At 64.3% G+C, this 15,644-nt stretch carries 16 protein-coding genes; 6 read left to right on the forward strand and 10 right to left on the reverse strand.

Going from position 1 to position 15,644, the window contains the following annotated elements; all coding sequences use genetic code 11:
- Position 1 precedes the first annotated feature (1 nt).
- Genes mdcE through mdcA form a run of 5 tightly spaced genes read right to left on the reverse strand, consistent with a single transcriptional unit; the run spans position 2 to position 4,498 of the window.
- Positions 2 to 793, reverse strand: coding sequence for a biotin-independent malonate decarboxylase subunit gamma (gene mdcE / locus PM2_RS07650; protein WP_019098519.1), 792 nt, complete (start codon positions 791 to 793; stop codon positions 2 to 4).
- Positions 790 to 1,638: a biotin-independent malonate decarboxylase subunit beta gene (locus PM2_RS07655; RefSeq protein ID WP_016713946.1), complete on the reverse strand. Its 849-nt coding sequence runs from the start codon at positions 1,636 to 1,638 to the stop codon at positions 790 to 792. The genes mdcE and PM2_RS07655 overlap by 4 nt, the downstream gene beginning before the upstream one ends.
- A complete protein-coding gene (locus PM2_RS07660) occupies positions 1,631 to 1,930 on the reverse strand; it encodes a malonate decarboxylase subunit delta (protein ID WP_016713945.1) in 300 nt (99 codons plus the stop codon). Before PM2_RS07660 ends, PM2_RS07655 begins: the two co-directional genes overlap by 8 nt.
- 1 nt (position 1,931) lies before the next feature.
- Positions 1,932 to 2,837 carry a triphosphoribosyl-dephospho-CoA synthase gene (locus PM2_RS07665; protein WP_028698857.1) on the reverse strand — a complete coding sequence of 302 codons (906 nt, stop codon included), beginning with the start codon at positions 2,835 to 2,837 and terminating at the stop codon, positions 1,932 to 1,934.
- Positions 2,837 to 4,498: a malonate decarboxylase subunit alpha gene (gene mdcA, locus PM2_RS07670; protein WP_028698856.1), complete on the reverse strand. Its 1,662-nt coding sequence runs from the start codon at positions 4,496 to 4,498 to the stop codon at positions 2,837 to 2,839. Before mdcA ends, PM2_RS07665 begins: the two co-directional genes overlap by 1 nt.
- A gap of 254 nt (positions 4,499 to 4,752) precedes the next feature.
- Between mdcA and PM2_RS07675 the strand changes: the two genes are divergently transcribed.
- Both PM2_RS07675 and PM2_RS07680 read left to right on the forward strand, forming a co-directional pair.
- The gene (locus PM2_RS07675) at positions 4,753 to 5,823 is read left to right on the forward strand and encodes an enoyl-CoA hydratase/isomerase family protein (RefSeq protein ID WP_016713942.1); all 1,071 of its coding nucleotides are present in this window, start codon (positions 4,753 to 4,755) and stop codon (positions 5,821 to 5,823) included.
- A gap of 16 nt (positions 5,824 to 5,839) precedes the next feature.
- Positions 5,840 to 6,991: an acyl-CoA dehydrogenase family protein gene (locus tag PM2_RS07680; RefSeq protein WP_016713941.1), complete on the forward strand. Its 1,152-nt coding sequence runs from the start codon at positions 5,840 to 5,842 to the stop codon at positions 6,989 to 6,991.
- A gap of 139 nt (positions 6,992 to 7,130) precedes the next feature.
- On the opposite strand, the gene PM2_RS07685 is transcribed toward PM2_RS07680, so the two are convergent.
- Positions 7,131 to 8,063 (reverse strand): LysR family transcriptional regulator, encoded by a 933-nt coding sequence (locus tag PM2_RS07685; protein WP_016713940.1) that lies wholly within the window; start codon positions 8,061 to 8,063, stop codon positions 7,131 to 7,133.
- A 126-nt stretch (positions 8,064 to 8,189) separates the two neighbouring features.
- Between PM2_RS07685 and PM2_RS07690 the strand changes: the two genes are divergently transcribed.
- The gene (locus tag PM2_RS07690; RefSeq protein WP_016713939.1) at positions 8,190 to 8,450 is read left to right on the forward strand and encodes a DUF2790 domain-containing protein; all 261 of its coding nucleotides are present in this window, start codon (positions 8,190 to 8,192) and stop codon (positions 8,448 to 8,450) included.
- 1 nt (position 8,451) lies between these two features.
- Here the strand turns inward: PM2_RS07690 and PM2_RS07695 are convergent, their stop codons facing one another.
- Positions 8,452 to 9,144: a tRNA (adenine(22)-N(1))-methyltransferase gene (locus tag PM2_RS07695; RefSeq protein WP_028698855.1), complete on the reverse strand. Its 693-nt coding sequence runs from the start codon at positions 9,142 to 9,144 to the stop codon at positions 8,452 to 8,454.
- 137 nt (positions 9,145 to 9,281) lie between these two features.
- On the opposite strand from PM2_RS07695, the gene PM2_RS07700 reads away from it, so the two are divergent.
- Positions 9,282 to 9,662, forward strand: a complete 381-nt coding sequence (locus PM2_RS07700; protein ID WP_016713937.1) for a RidA family protein — start codon at positions 9,282 to 9,284, stop codon at positions 9,660 to 9,662.
- A 121-nt stretch (positions 9,663 to 9,783) separates the two neighbouring features.
- Positions 9,784 to 11,784, forward strand: coding sequence for a peptidase U32 family protein (locus tag PM2_RS07705; protein WP_028698854.1), 2,001 nt, complete (start codon positions 9,784 to 9,786; stop codon positions 11,782 to 11,784).
- Between the two features lie 146 nt (positions 11,785 to 11,930).
- On the opposite strand, the gene PM2_RS07710 is transcribed toward PM2_RS07705, so the two are convergent.
- The gene (locus PM2_RS07710; protein ID WP_016713935.1) at positions 11,931 to 13,256 is read right to left on the reverse strand and encodes a sigma-54 dependent transcriptional regulator; all 1,326 of its coding nucleotides are present in this window, start codon (positions 13,254 to 13,256) and stop codon (positions 11,931 to 11,933) included.
- Positions 13,257 to 13,598: 342 nt separating this feature from the next.
- Here PM2_RS07710 and PM2_RS07715 point away from each other — a divergent pair, with 342 nt between their 5' ends.
- The gene (locus tag PM2_RS07715) at positions 13,599 to 13,865 is read left to right on the forward strand and encodes a hypothetical protein (protein ID WP_013972506.1); all 267 of its coding nucleotides are present in this window, start codon (positions 13,599 to 13,601) and stop codon (positions 13,863 to 13,865) included.
- Positions 13,866 to 13,965: 100 nt separating this feature from the next.
- Here the strand turns inward: PM2_RS07715 and PM2_RS07720 are convergent, their stop codons facing one another.
- Positions 13,966 to 14,532 (reverse strand): vWA domain-containing protein, encoded by a 567-nt coding sequence (locus PM2_RS07720; RefSeq protein WP_016713934.1) that lies wholly within the window; start codon positions 14,530 to 14,532, stop codon positions 13,966 to 13,968.
- A 101-nt stretch (positions 14,533 to 14,633) separates the two neighbouring features.
- Positions 14,634 to 15,644, reverse strand: a complete 1,011-nt coding sequence (locus PM2_RS07725; RefSeq protein ID WP_028698853.1) for a magnesium chelatase ATPase subunit I — start codon at positions 15,642 to 15,644, stop codon at positions 14,634 to 14,636.

A 15,644-nucleotide genomic window follows, 5' to 3' on the forward strand; every position in this document is an offset into this window, starting at 1 on the left:
CTCAAGCGCCCTGCCACTGGCGGCGCAGCTGTTCACGTACTTGACGCGAGGCACTGCGGTTTTCACCCGCCAGCCGCGACGACAGGTCGGTCGAACTGCCAATGTCGCGCACGGCTTCGGTCAGGCAGGCACGTACTTGGGCAATGTCGGCGCTGCTCGGGGCTTCGGCGTTGTCCACGGTCAAGCGGCGCCACAGCAGGCCCAGCGAGGCGTAATTATCCAGGTCGTAGGCCATGGGCGGCACTTCGGCGGCCAGGGCCTCCAGTTGCTCGACGCTGCGCAGGGTAATCCGCGCCGCCGCTGCCTTGCCCATGGCGTGCACCATCACCCCGGCATCGTCCAGAGCGATCAGACGCTGGGCCTGATAGCCATGAGCCAGGAAGGCACCGGACATGGCCTTGCCAACCAGCAAACCGATCACCGGGTGCCCGGCCAGCCGCGCCTGGGCATAGGCCTGCACGGCACCGGCCAAGGCCTGGTGGATACCCAAGGCCTCCTCACGGCGGCCATAGGCCTGGCTGGGTACATCGATCACCGCGACAATGGCCCGCTTCTGTCCGTTGCGGTCAGCCGCCACCGCCTCGCTCACGGCCTTGGCCAGGCCCCAGCCTTCCAGCAAACCGACCTCGCCCGAGCGTGCGCGGGGGAACGGGTTTTCAGCATCAGGCACCACGGCGATGAAGCGCACCAGGCGGTTGTCCAGTTCGCCGTCGATCACCAGCAACGATGCGGGATAGCCCGGCAAGGCTTGCCCGCCGGCCAGGCCCGACAGCCAGTTCAAGGCACGGTTCATTGGGCTTCTCCTTGATAAAGGGCGCGTACGGCAGCGGCATCCAGTTGCGGGCAGTCATCGCCTAGCCGGGCCAGCCTGTCCAGGAACCAGGCATGCTGGCTGGCGCGATCTCTGGAAGGTGCGTCCAGCAATTGCAGCAAGCGTTCGCGCAGTGCATCGATGTCGTCGGCCACATAGCCGTCCACCAATCCGCTGGCATGGCGCTGCTCGCCACCGCTCAGGCTCCAGATGAAGGGGCGGTCCTTGGCGTCGTACTCGCCGATGCCGGCCTCCTGCTCGATCACTTGCGGGCCGTTTAGGCCCAAGCGGGCTTCGCGGGTGACCAGCAAGTGACTGCACAGGCCTGCGGCGATGGACATGCCACCAAAGCAACCGACCGAACCCGCAATCAGACCCACCACAGGTTGCCAGGTACGGAGTTCGACAATGGCGGCCTGAATCTCGGCAATGGCTGCCAGGCCCAGGTTGGCCTCTTGCAGGCGCACCCCGCCCGTTTCCAGTAGCAACACGGCGCACGTGGGGATGCCGTTGCGGTTGTCTTCGATGGCCAGCTCCAGCGCACCGGCGATCTTTGCACCGCCCACCTCACCCATGCTGCCGCCCTGGAAGCCACCTTCGATGGCAGCAACCACAGCATTGCGCCCGTTCAGCCGACCTTTGGCGATCACCACGCCATCATCAGCCTGGGGCACGATGCCTTGGCGCGGCAGCCAGGGTGACATCAGCCGGTCGAACGGCCCCAGCAGTTCACGGAAGCTGCCCGGATCGAGCATGGCGCGCGCACGTTGGCGGGCGCCCAGTTCGACAAAGCTGCGGCTCTGCAGCAAGCGTTCGGTGTCAGTCATGGGCAATCTCCTCGAAGCCTTGCTCAAGGCGTAGGCGCACCACACCAGGGGTGGCGCCAAAGTCATGGATGTCGATGTTCACAGCCGGCCAGGCGCGGCCCTCGAACAGGCGCTGGAACAGTTGCGCCCAGCGGGCAGCGCTGCCGTTGACCGAGGTGACCACCTGGATCTGCAGGCTGCCGGCAGTGCCAGGTTCGATCAGCACCTCCAGATCGCCGGAGCTGACGCAGCCCACCAGCGTGCGGCCACGGCCCGGTTCAGCGGCGGGGAATTGAAAATTCAGGGTCTCCATGTCACACGCTCCCGGCTTTATCGAGGAACAGGCAGGCGGCCAGCAAATCGGCGGCGCCGCCCGGTGAGGCGTTCAGGTACAGCAGGTGCTGGTCCAGCTGGCGCAGTTGCCGGCGCCCGGCCAGAGTGGCGCTGCCGCCTTCGGCCAGTACGGCCAGCGCACCTTGCTGCACGGTGGCCAGGCCGGAGGGGCCGCTGCGCCAGAGCACGCAGGTGTCGCTGAGTACGGCCATGATCGCCAGCAGCGCGTCGAGCCGGGCGTGCTGCTCACTGGCACCGGCGGCGCGGCTACGTTGCAGTTGTGGCAGGCCGTGGCCGATGACGGCGGGGAAGCCTTGTTGCGCCTGCTCGCGGGCTCCGCCGGTGCCGTAGCGGCGGCGGACCTGCTGGCCGTGGCTGTCTTGCGGGACCATGGCCGGGTCGTCCAGCAAGGCGAGGCGCCCGGCGCGGACGGCAAGGGTGTTGGCGTTCGCAAGGGGATCGAGGGCCGTGACCGCTACCAGCAGGCCGAGGGCCCAGATTGCGCCGCGATGGGTGTTTACCCCCCCGGTGGTGGCGAGCATGGCGGCCTCGCCTTCACGACCGAGCTGACCGAGCGAGGCACGCAGGGGTTGGCAGATTTCACCGAAGGATTGCGCGGCTTCGGCCATTTGGCGCAGGCAGGGCCACAGTGACAGCGCCGAAGCGTGCATCAGAGGCAGCGACATGTCGGGGTGGGCGCCGTTGCTGCGGCGGTCCACCAGGCCGGGTTTGGGGGACAGGTCGGCTTCGTCGATCAGGGCTTCTACGGCTAGGTCGGCCAGGTGGTCGGCCAGGGAGATTTTGGTTGGCTGGGCGGGCCTCATCGCGAGCAAGCTCGCTCCTACAGGGACCGCGCCAGCTTCGGGGCTCAGGTTGTGTGCGTTCATCACCAGCTCCTGAACCGTGCAGGCGGGTTGTAGAGGCCGCCGGACCACTCGACCAGGTCGGCGATGCTGCGCGCGGCCAGCAGTTCGCGGCTGGCGTCGGTGCGACGGATGCCGAGGTCTTCGGGCAAGGCGATCAGGCCCTGTTGGCGCATGCGCAAGGTATCTTTCGGGTCATGCCGCAGGCCGATGGCGGTGACCCCGGCCACGGCGGCGATCATCTGCTGGCGTTCTTGCAGGCTGCGGGCCTTGTACAGGTAGGCAATGCCCTCCTCGGTCAGCAAGTGGGTGACGTCGTCGCCATAGATCATTACCGGTGCCAACGGCATCCCCGCCTTCTTGGCCACTTCCACGGCATCGAGGGTTTCCACGAAGGTAGGCTTGCCGCCTTCCTGATAGGTCTCGACCATTTGCACCACCAGCTTGCGGCCGCGTTCGAGCATGGTGTCCGGCACCGTCATGTCGAGCCAGGCCGGGGTAGCGTGGCGTCGGCCGCGCGGGTCGTGGCCCATGTTCGGTGCACCGCCAAAACCGGCCAGGCGGCCGCGGGTGACGGTGGAGGAATGGCCATCGCCATCCACCTGCAAGGTGGCGCCGATGAACAGGTCGACAGCGTACTGCCCCGCCAGCTGGCACATCATGCGGTTGGAGCGCATCGAGCCATCGCGGCCTGTGAAGAACACGTCCGGGCGTTGGGCGATGTAATCCTCCATGCCCAGCTCGGTGCCGAAGCAATGCACGCTTTGGACCCAGCCGGTCTCGATAGCCGGAATCAAGGTTGGGTGCGGGTTGAGCGTCCAGTTGCGGCAGATCTTGCCCTTCAGGCCCAGCGACTCGCCGTAGGTGGGCAGGATCAGTTCAATGGCGGCGGTGTTGAAGCCAATGCCATGGTTCAGCGACTGCACCTGGTGTTTTTCGTAAATGCCACGGATCGCCATCATCGCCATCAGCACATGCACCGGCTTGATATGGCGCGGGTCGCGGGTGAAAAGCGGTTCTATGTAGAAGGGCTGGTCGGCGACCACCACGAAATCGACCCAGGAGGCCGGGATGTCCACCCGTGGCAGGTCGTCCACGCGGTCCACCAGCTGGTTGACCTGGGCAATGACGATGCCGTCGCTGAAGGCGGCCGGCTCTACCAGTGCCGGCGTGTCTTCAGTGCTGGGGCCGGTGTACAGGTTACCGTCACGGTCGGCCATGAAGCCGGCCACCAGGGTGACGTTGGGGATCAGGTCGACCAGCAGCCGCGAGTAAAGCTCGATGTAGGTGTGGATGGCGCCGACTTCGAGCAGGCCATCTTCCAGCAGTTGGCCGATGCGCAGGCTCTGCGGGCCGGCAAAGGAAAAGTCGAGCTTGCGGGCGATGCCGCGTTCGAACAGGTCCAGGTGCTCGGCGCGGCTAACGCTGGGCATGATCATGTGCAGGTCGTGCAGGCGCCCGGGGTCGACCTTGGCCAGCGAGCGTGAGAGGAAGTCTGCCTGCTTCTGGTTGTTGCCTTCCAGCACTACCCGGTCGCCAGGGGCCAGCAACAGTTCCAGGGCTTCGACCATACGTGCGGTGGGCAGCACCACGCCGTCGGCGAGGTGGCGTACCCGATCAAGGCGGCGCTGCTTTTCGGCACGCCGCCGCGACCATTGCGGCGGTGGATTCTGCGTTATTGTCATGGTGACTCCACGGGTTCGCTGTCGTGGGGTCACCTTAGGGCCGTGCTGCCTGACGGATCAATCAAGCTACCGGTGGGTTCGTTACGCTCAGATTAATGATTTCCCTGGCTGGGCGACTGGCTAACAGCAAAAATGCACGATGCCCCTGCATAATTGTCGATTGTGCAAGGCAAATTCGCATGACAGGATCCTGCGATCCTCCAGCGAACTCCAGACTTCACTTGGAAAATCAATAACAAAGCAGGGAGAACGCAATGACTGCGCACGCTCAAGCCTCGGTAACCGAGCATGTACTGGCCGAGGTCCGCAACCAGATCGGCCACCTGACCCTGAACCGCCCCGCCGGCCTCAATGCCCTGACCCTGAATATGGTCCGCAGCCTGCGCCAGCACCTGGACCAGTGGGCCGAAGACCCGCATGTGCGCGCGGTGGTACTGCGCGGCGAAGGCCCAAAGGGCTTCTGTGCCGGTGGTGACATCCGCTCGCTGCACGACAGCTTCAAAGCTGGCGACACGCTGCATGAAACCTTCTTCGTCGAAGAATACGCCCTCGATCTGGTCATCCACCGCTACCGCAAGCCGGTGCTGGTGCTGATGGACGGCTTTACCCTGGGTGGTGGCATGGGCCTGGCCCAGGGCTGCGACCTGCGCGTGGTTACCGAGCGCAGCCGCCTCGGCATGCCCGAAGTCGGCATCGGTTATTTCCCGGATGTGGGTGGCAGCTACTTCCTGTCGCGTATCCCTGGCGAGCTGGGCATCTACCTGGGCGTCAGCGGCGCACAAATCCAGGCGGCCGACGCGTTGTACTGCGGCCTGGCCGACTGGTACCTGGCCAGCGACCAACTCGCCGCCCTTGACCAAGGCCTGGACCAGTTGAGCTTTGGCGACAACCCGCTCAAAAACCTGCAAAACCTGCTGGCCAAGCTGGGCATGCAGGTGCTGGACGATGCGCCACTGGAAAAACTGCGCCCGGCCATCGACCACTTCTTCGCCCAGCCTACCGTGCAGGCCATCGTCGAGCAGCTGCGTGCCGTCAGCATCGGCGACAGCCATGCCTGGGCCGTCGCCACTGCCGACCAGCTGGAAAGCCGCTCGCCGCTGGCCATGGCGGTTACGCTGGAGATGCTGCGCCGTGGCCGCCACCTGGGCCTGGACGACTGCTTCGCCATGGAACTGCACCTGGACCGCCAGTGGTTCCGGCACGGCGACATCATCGAAGGCGTGCGCGCGCTGATCATCGACAAAGACAAGCAGCCCCGCTGGAACCCGCCGACCCTGGCCGCGCTGCAGCAACAGCGGGTCGACCAATTCTTCGAAGGCCTGTGAGCCCGGGAGTACACAGATGCAAGACCTGGAACTGAGCGAAGAACAAATCATGATCCGCGACATGGCCCGGGACTTTGCCCGTGGCGAAATCGCCCCGCATGCCCAGGCTTGGGAAAAAGCCGGCTGGATCGATGATGGCGTGGTGCGCAAAATGGGCGAACTGGGCCTGCTGGGCATGGTGGTGCCAGAGGACTTCGGTGGCAGCTACACCGACTACGTGGCCTACGCCCTGGCCGTGGAAGAAATTGCCGCAGCCTGCGGCGCCACCGGGGCGATGATGAGCATTCACAACTCGGTAGGCTGCGGCCCGCTGCTGGCTTACGGTACTGGCGACCAGCAACAGCAATGGCTGCCGCGCCTGGCCAGTGGCGAAGTGATCGGCTGCTTCTGCCTGACCGAACCGCAAGCAGGTTCCGAGGCACACAACCTGCGCACCCGCGCCGAGCTGGTCGATGGCGAGTGGGTCATCAATGGCGCCAAACAGTTCGTCAGTAATGCCCGCCGCGCCGGCCTGGCCATCGTCTTCGCAGTCACCGACCCGGAGCTGGGCAAGAAAGGGCTGTCGGCGTTCCTGGTGCCCACCGACAACCCGGGGTTCAAGGTTGACCGCAGCGAGCACAAGATGGGCATCCGTGCCTCGGATACCTGCGCAGTTACCTTCGACAACTGCCGCATTCCTGCCGCCAATATCCTGGGCGAGCGTGGCAAGGGCCTGGCCATCGCCCTGTCCAACCTGGAAGGCGGCCGTATCGGTATCGCCGCCCAGGCCTTGGGCATCGCCCGCGCCGCGTTCGAAGCGGCACTGGTGTACTCACGTGACCGCGTGCAGTTCGGCAAGCCGATCAACGAACACCAGAGCATCGCCAACCTGCTGGCCGACATGCAGGTGCAGGTGAACGCCGCACGCTTGCTGATCCTGCATGCCGCCCGCCTGCGCAGCGCCGGCAAGCCGTGCCTGTCGGAGGCGTCACAGGCCAAGCTGTTCGCTTCGGAAATGGCCGAGCGGGTGTGCTCGATGGCGATCCAGGTGCATGGCGGGTATGGCTACCTGGAGGACTACCCGGTGGAGCGCTACTACCGGGATGCGCGGATTACGCAGATCTATGAAGGGTCGAGCGAGATTCAGCGCATGCTGATTGCGCGGGAGTTGAAGCACTATCCCCTGTAATTGAACTGCAACAGGCCCTTTGTGGGAGCGGGCGTGCCCGCGAAGCAGGCGATGCGGTGGATGGCACCGGCTTCGCCGGTGTTCGCGGGCACGCCCGCTCCCACAGGATTGGCAAGTGGCTTAAGAAAGCGTCAGTCGCCTACCGCCAATACCGCGCATCATCCACCACCTTCGCATGCCCCTCGAACAGCGCCGGCAGTTGCTCCTTGAGGTAGTCGATCCAGGTCCGCACCTTGGCATCCAGGTAATGCCGTGACGGGTACATCGCATACAGCGCACTTTCGCGCAGGCGGTACGGCGCCAGCAGCCGGCACAAGCGCCCCTGCTCGATGGCCTGGCTGGCGGTATAGAACGGCAGCAGGCCGATCCCCATGCCCAGCTCACTGGCCACCAGCATGGCATCGGCCACGTTGGTGGAAAAATTGTCACGCGGTGCGATCACGCACTGATCCACACCCTGGGGGAATACCCAGTCGCCTTCATACATGGGATAAGCCATGCGCAGGCAGCGATGCGCATGCAGGTCCTCGGGGCGTTCAGGCACGCCATGTCGCTCCAGGTAGCTGGGTGCTGCGCAGGGGATACTGAAGATATCGCCAAGCGGTACAGCGATCAGCTGTGAGTCCGGCAGCGCACCGTCCACGGTGATCACCACGTCATGGCCTTCGGCCAACGGGTCAGGGTTGCGCTGGGACAGCGTCAGCTCGATCACCACTTCCGGGCACAACGCGTTGTAGCCGGCCACCAGCGGCATCAGCAACAGCCCAAGGCCGTGCGGGCAATGCAAACGCAGGTGGCCGCGAGGCGTGAGGTGCGCGCCACGCGCCTCACCCACCGCTTCTTCGGTCAGCAGCATGATCTGCCGCGCCCGCTCCAGAAACCGCTCGCCGGCCTCGCTCATGCGCAGGCGCCGGGTGGTGCGGTGCAGCAGGCGGGTCTGCAGCTGGTTTTCCAGCTCGGCAACAATGCGCGAAACCTGCGCCGCAGAGATGTCCAGGGCATTGGCGGCTGCAGCGAAGCTGCCGCATTCCACCACACGGGCGAAGGTACGCATGGCATGCAGCATGTCCATGACAATGTGCTCCTTGTTCAGTCTTATTCTTGCGTTACAGGCAGGAATCTATCACGACTTAGCCCATTTATTGTGTATCACCAATGAATACATCATTAGCCATACATTGAACACAAGGAGCCTGTCATGAAACGTTCGATCGCTGTCATTGCCGTTGCCGCTGCCCTCAGCACGTTCGGTGCCTTCGCCGATAGCGCCAAAAACCAGCCTGTGAGCAGCAATTACGAGTACGGCATGCCGCTGGATGTGGCCAAAGTGATCTCCATCACCCCGGCCAGCAATGCCGCCGACTGCCAGGTTGGCACGGCGCACATGGTGTACGTCGACCATCAAGGCCAGAAACACGAAGTGGACTACCGCGAAATGGGCAACTGCTCGCAGCAGTGAGTCAGGCCAGCACCTGGGTGATCCAGCCCACCTGCCGATTGAAGTCGTCGATCTTTACCTGAGGCACCGCATCGCGGGCACGTTCGAAGTTGGCCAGGGTTTGCTGCTTCTGTTTCAGCATACGCCGCCACTTCACCCGAAACGCCTCGCTTTTCTCCTGCAACAGCACCGGGCCGAAGTACAGCTGTTCAGCGGTGTACGCAGCCTCGCCGGGCTCGGCAACGATGATTTCGTAGTCGAAGCGGTTTTCGCGCAGCAGTTCTTCGTTGACGATGCGGTAACCGTTACCCGCCAGCCACTCGCGCAGCTCGCGCTCAGCGCCATTGGGCTGCAACACCAGGCGCATGACGCCAGCAAGGCGCTGCTTGCCGGCCTGCAGAATGTCGCACATGGTGTCGCCCCCCATGCCGCAGATGCAGATCACCGAAATACGGTCGTTTGCCTCCACTGCGGCCAGGCCATCGGCCAGGCGCACGGTGATGCAGTCTTCCAGGCCGTTCCTGCGTACATTGCGCTGGGCCGAGGCGAACGGCGTCTGGGCCACCTCCCCCGCTACCCCGGCCTCGATCACACCCCGCAGCATCAAGGCCACCGGCAGGTAGCCGTGGTCCGAGCCAATGTCGGCCAGGCGCGCGCCCTGTGGTACATGGGCGGCCACGCGCTCCAGGCGCCTGGACAAAGTCTGTTCGTTCACCGTAAACCCCCGGTTTTGCAATGGGGCGCGATTCTGACGGTGAACGCCGCGCATTTCAAACACCTGGGCACCCTCGACCCGCCAGCCCCGCTCGCGTAGGCTTGCCGCTTTCCTTCCGTTGCAAGGCAAGACACACCATGGCAAACGCAGACATCATCTACATCCCGGACCCGGACGCCGAGTCGATTTCGTCCGACGTCGCCGAATACAACGGCGTGCTGGTCACCACCCAGATCCCGACCCACGCCGATGGCAGCCTGGAACTGGGCGGCATCGTCGAACAAAGCGAATGCACCCTGCAGGCGCTGAAAGTGGCGCTGGAAAAAGCCGGCAGCGGCATGGACCGCGTGCTGCACCTGACCATCTACCTGACCGACATGGCCGACCGGGCCGCATTCAACGAGGTGTATCAGCGTTTCTTCTGCAAGCCCTGGCCAGTGCGTGCGGCCGTGGGTGTCGCATCCCTGGCGTTCGAAGGTATGCGCGTTGAAGTGACAGCGATGGCCGCCAAGCGCTGACCTGCTCTTTGTGGGAGCGGCCTGCGCTCCCACCTTGCACCTCCCAGCACCCCGATGATGCCGCCAGCCCGTTTCGCCGCTACAATGCCCGCCTACCGTGACAGCCCGAAAATATAACGACATGTCCCTTCCAAAGAATCACCTGGAACTGCTCAGCCCTGCCCGTGACGTGGCCATCGCCCGTGAAGCGATCCTGCACGGCGCTGATGCCATCTACATCGGCGGCCCGAGCTTTGGCGCGCGCCATAACGCCTGCAACGAAGTCAGCGATATCGCCGAACTGGTCGAGTTCGCCCATCGCTACCACGCACGCGTGTTCACCACCATCAACACCATCCTCCACGACAACGAGCTGGAGCCGGCGCGCAAGCTGATCCACCAGCTGTACGACGCCGGTGTCGACGCACTGATCGTGCAGGACCTGGGGGTGATGGAGCTGGACATTCCGCCGATCGAGCTGCACGCCAGTACGCAGACCGACATCCGTACCCTGGAGCGGGCCAAGTTTCTCGACCAGGCCGGTTTTTCGCAACTGGTACTGGCCCGTGAGCTGAACCTGCAGCAAATCCGCGCCATTGCCGCCGAAACCGACGCCGCCATCGAGTTCTTCATCCACGGCGCGCTGTGCGTGGCCTTCTCCGGCCAGTGCAACATTTCCCACGCGCAAACCGGCCGCAGCGCCAACCGGGGCGATTGCTCACAGGCCTGCCGCCTGCCGTACACCCTGAAAGATGACCAAGGCCGCGTGGTGGCGTTCGAAAAACACCTGCTGTCGATGAAGGACAACAACCAGACTGCCAACCTGGCCGACCTGGTCGATGCCGGCGTGCGCTCGTTCAAGATCGAGGGCCGCTACAAGGACATGGGTTATGTGAAGAACATCACGGCCCACTACCGCAAAGAGCTCGACGCCATCCTCGAAGGCCGCCCGGCCTATGCCCGTGCATCCAGCGGCCGCACCGAGCACTTCTTCCTGCCCGACCCGGACAAGACCTTCCACCGTGGCAGTACCGACTACTTCGTCACCGACCGCAAAGTCGACATCGGCGCCTTCGACTCGCCAACCTTCACCGGCCTGCCGGTGGGCGTGGTGGAAAAGGTGGGCAAGCGTGACATGCAAGTGGTTACCGACGTACCGCTGACCAACGGCGACGGCCTAAACGTGCTGGTCAAGCGCGAAGTGGTGGGCTTCCGTGCCAACATCGCCGAGCCGCGCGGCGAATTCGTGGAAGACGGCCACACGCGCTACCGCTACCGTGTCGAGCCCAACGAAATGCCAGAGGGCCTCTACAAGCTGCGGCCCAACCACCCGCTGTCGCGCAACCTCGACCACAACTGGCAGCAGGCCCTGCAACGCACCTCGTCCGAGCGCCGGGTCGGCGTGGAGTGGCACGCGGTACTGCGCGAGCAGCGCCTGATGCTGACCCTGAGCAGCGAAGAAGGCGTGAGCGTGCAGGTGGCCCTGGATGGCCCGTTCGGCGCGGCCAACAAACCGCAGCAGGCGCTGGACCAGTTGCATGACCTGCTCGGCCAGCTGGGTACCACGATGTACCACGCCGACAGCATCCAGCTGGACGCCCCGCAGGCGTACTTCATCCCTAACTCGCAGCTCAAGGCCCTGCGCCGCGAAGCCATCGAGGCACTGACCGAAGCGCGTATCAAGGCGCACCCGCGTGGCGCGCGCAAGGCCGAGACCACGCCGCCACCGGTGTACCCCGAGTCGCACCTGTCGTTCCTGGCCAACGTGTACAACCAGAAGGCCCGCGACTTCTACCACCGCCACGGCGTGCAACTGATCGACGCAGCCTACGAGGCCCATGAAGAGCATGGCGAAGTGCCGGTGATGATCACCAAGCATTGCCTGCGCTTCTCCTTCAACCTGTGCCCCAAGCAGGCCAAGGGCGTAACCGGCGTGCGCACCAAGGTCGCACCGATGCAGCTGATCCAGGGTGACGAAGTGCTGACCCTGAAGTTCGACTGCAAACCGTGCGAAATGCATGTGATCGGCAAGATGAAGAGCCACATCATCGACCTGCCTACCCCAGGCAGCGCGGTGGCCCAGGTGGTGGGGCACATCAGCCCGGAAGACCTGCTGAAAACCATCCCGCGCGGGCCGCATTGATCTTCAATCTGTACGGGCCTCTTCGCGGCTTAAGCCGCTCCCACAGGGAAATCACAGCATTCGAAGCGGTGAAAATCCCTGTAGGAGCGGCTTAAGCCGCGAACACCGGCTTAGCCGGTGCCAGCCAACAAAATCCTCGGTTCCAGTCAGCGAATCTGATGCTTGTGCAGCAGCCGGTAAAACGTCGGCCGTGAAATCCCCAGCACCTTGGCCGCCACACTCAGGTTGTCACTGTGCCGGTTCAGCACGTCGCACAGTGCTTGGTGCTCGGCCCGGTGCTTGTACTCTTCCAGCGTACCCAGCGGCTGTTGCTCCTGGTCGAGCAGCTGCAGCCCCAGGTCCTGCGCCTCGATCTGCCGCCCTTCGGCTAGCACCAGGCCACGGCGCACGCGGTTGGCCAGCTCGCGCACATTGCCCGGCCAGTCATGCCGACCCATCGCCGCCAAGGCATGGTCGCTGAACGAGCGCGGCCGGCGGCCGGTTTCCAGGCTGTAGAAATGAGCAAAGTGGTTGGCCAGCATCGAGAGGTCGCCATGCCGGTCGCGCAACGGCGCGGTCACCACCTGCAACACGTTCAGGCGGTAATACAGGTCTTCACGAAAGCGCCCTTGCTCGATGGCCCGTTCCAGGTCCACGTGGGTGGCCGCCAGCACGCGCACATCCACCGGGATTGGCTGGCTACCGCCCACCCGCTCAATGTGCTTTTCCTGCAGAAAGCGCAGCAGGTTGGCCTGCAACTCCAACGGCAAGTCACCGATTTCATCAAGAAACAAGGTGCCCCCATGGGCCGCTTCGATGCGCCCGGCCTTGCGCTGGTGCGCACCGGTGAAGGCGCCCTTCTCATGGCCGAACAGTTCGGACTGGATCAGGTGCTCGGGAATAGCCCCGCAGTTGATGGCAACGAAGGGCTGCTCGCTGCGTTGCGACTGGCGGTGCAGGGTGCGCGCCACCAGCTCCTTGCCGGTACCGCTTTCGCCTCGGATCAGCACCGGCGACTCGGTGGGCGCCAGTTTGCCCAGCAACTTGCGCAACTCACGGATGGGCCGGCTTTCACCGAGCAGTTCGTGGGTGGCTTCATCCACCTTCACCGCCCCTTTGCCACGCAAGCGCGCCATGCCGAACGCCCGGCCAAGGGTGACCTGTACGCGGGAGACGTCGAATGGCAGGGTGTGGAAGTCGAAGAACCATTCGCAGACAAAATCGCCGACGGCCGGCATGCGCAGTTGTTCGGCACTGAGCACGGCAATCCATTCGGTATTGCTGCGTTTGATCATGTCCTTGACCGCATCAGGGTGCCTGAGGTGCGAAGCCTGCAAGCGCAGCAGGCCTACATCACAAGGGTGATCCAGCGCCCCGCCGAGCACGCAGCTGTCTACATCCCAGCCTGCGCTGCGCAGGCCAGGTAACAATCGGTGGCAGTCGTCGCAGGGGTCGACGATAAGCAAACGGCGTTGGGCGGCAAGCTGTTGCATGACCGATCCTTGGCGCCAGTTTTTGGTTTTATGAAGTAAAACAGCAAGTTGTGGCGCCCGTTTAACAGTAGCAACGAAGTTGACGGTTCCCAGTACCGTCTGTCTGCCGACGCATTTTTTTACAAAGCGTCATGGGAATTTTCGCGTTTTATCGACATCACATGGCGGCGCAGGCAAGAACGGATTCGGCCCTGACAAAAAATTTTACATCCATTGTGTGACTTGCCCCCGGACAACGAGCATCAGTACACATAACCCCGCGCTGCACTTCGCGATGATTGAGGCGACTTTGAAGCAACGCGGACTTAACTTCGCTGTTTGGGACCATAGAGAGACCGAACCATGAATGCCCCGCTCCGTGTCAACGAAGCACTGCTGATTGCCGACCACGCCTTCGAACCTTTCCAGTGCGTAGCCTGGGATGCACCCAACGGTACTGGTGAACTGAGCCTGGCAGTGATCGACCGGACCAGCACCCGCATCGGCAGCAAACAAGTGTCTTCGCGCATCTATTCCGACCCGGCCCAATGGGCCAGCCTGATCGAGGAAGTGCGCGCCGAACTGTGCGAAAAAGGGTACGACCTGCAACCGTGGTCGATGCCGAAGTAATAACGCCCGGCAATGCAAGTGCGTGCAACGTCACGCACTTGATTGCATGCAAAGTTGCTGTTCTGGCAACTTTTTCTATGGCGACATAGTGTCGCGCCAATCAGTCCAAGATTTTGAAGTGCTGCAAGTGCTGGTAATCGGCCTGCAATTGCTCAGCCAGACGCTGTGCGCGCCCAAGACGAACGGGGGCAAGTTCCATATCCACCAATAACGTTGCACAAGGCATGGGCTGCACGGCGTTGCAGTGCTGCAGGCGACCGTCGGTAAAGACCAGGCAGCGCATGGCTTCAGTCGGATGGGCGCGCTGGCGCGCCAGAAGCCAGTGCCGAGCCTGTTCCAACGCGGCGATCAGGGGCGTACCGCCACCGGCCCCCAAGGCCTGCAGCCAGGGCTGCAAGGCCGCCGAGGCTTTCAGGCCGTGGCGTTGCCATTGTGGCGTTTGCCCGCTGGCGGTGAGCAGGGCCAACCGGGCGCGCTGGCGGTAAGCCTGGTCGAACAGGGCTGCCAGCAGCCCTTTGGTTTGCGCCAGCGCCTGATGGCGACGGGTGGAGGCCGAGGCATCGACAATCACCAGCCACAGCTCTGCGGGCCTGGCCTGGCGCTGCTGCCAGCACAGGTCCTGGGGCAACCGTGGCCGCCCCTTGAGCAAAGTTGGCAGCCAGGCCACCCGACCGGTCGCCGCACTGCGTGCCCGGCCACGGCTGGCCCCGCCCTGCTTGCCCGCGCCAGGTCTGGCATCCGCCCCTTTGGCAGGTGGCTGGCGAATGCTCAGGGCTTTTTTGCCCAGTTCGGCACCTCGCGGCGGGCACCGCTGGCCACCGGCTGCGCCGGCAACGCCCCCCAGTCACCCTGCCCGCCCTGTTCGCCAGGGTGACTGGCACCCTGCTGATCGGGCTGCGGCGGTGCCGACGGCGCAGGGGCCTGGGGCGCCACTTGGCGACGATGGCGCAAGGCAAACTCGGCCACCGCGTCGACATCTGCTTCTTCAATAGCCGCCCCCCCGCGCCAGGCGCAGTGGGCGCGTGCAGCGCGCAGCCACACCAGGTCGGCGCGCAGGCCGTCGACGCCAGCGGCATAGCAGCGCTCGGTGATCCACGACAGCGCCTGGTCGTCCAGCGCTATGCTGGTCAAGGCCCGGCGCGCCGCCTGGCAGCGTTCGCGCAACTGCGCCTGGGCCGCATCCCAGTGGGCACAGAAGGCGTGCGGGTCGCTGTCGAAGGCCAGACGACGCCGAATGATCTGCTGACGCGCCTCAGGCTCGGGCGAACCTTCCAGGGCCACGTTCAGGCCAAAACGGTCGAGCAGTTGCGGGCGCAGCTCGCCTTCTTCCGGGTTCATGGTGCCGATCAGTACGAAACGGGCACTGTGCCGGTGCGAGATGCCGTCACGCTCGATACGGTTGGTGCCACTGGCCGCCACGTCGAGCAACAGGTCGACCAGGGTGTCGGGCAGCAGGTTGACCTCATCGACATACAGCACGCCACCGTCAGCCTGGGCCAGCACGCCCGGGGAGAACTGCGCCTTGCCCTGCCCAAGCGCGGCGCCCAGGTCCAGGGTGCCGACCAGCCGCTCCTCGCTGGCACCCAGCGGCAAGGTGACGAATGGCCCCTCGCCTAGCAGGTCGGCCAGGCCACGGGCCAGCGTACTCTTGGCCATGCCGCGCGGCCCTTCGATCAGCACACCGCCGATTTTCGGGTCGATGGCCGTCAGGCACAGCGCCAGCTTCAGGTCGTCGGCACCAACCACCGCGGCCAGCGGGAATTGTACGGGTTCACTCAT

The organism is Pseudomonas monteilii NBRC 103158 = DSM 14164, assembly GCF_000730605.1.
Lineage (GTDB): Bacteria > Pseudomonadota > Gammaproteobacteria > Pseudomonadales > Pseudomonadaceae > Aquipseudomonas > Aquipseudomonas monteilii.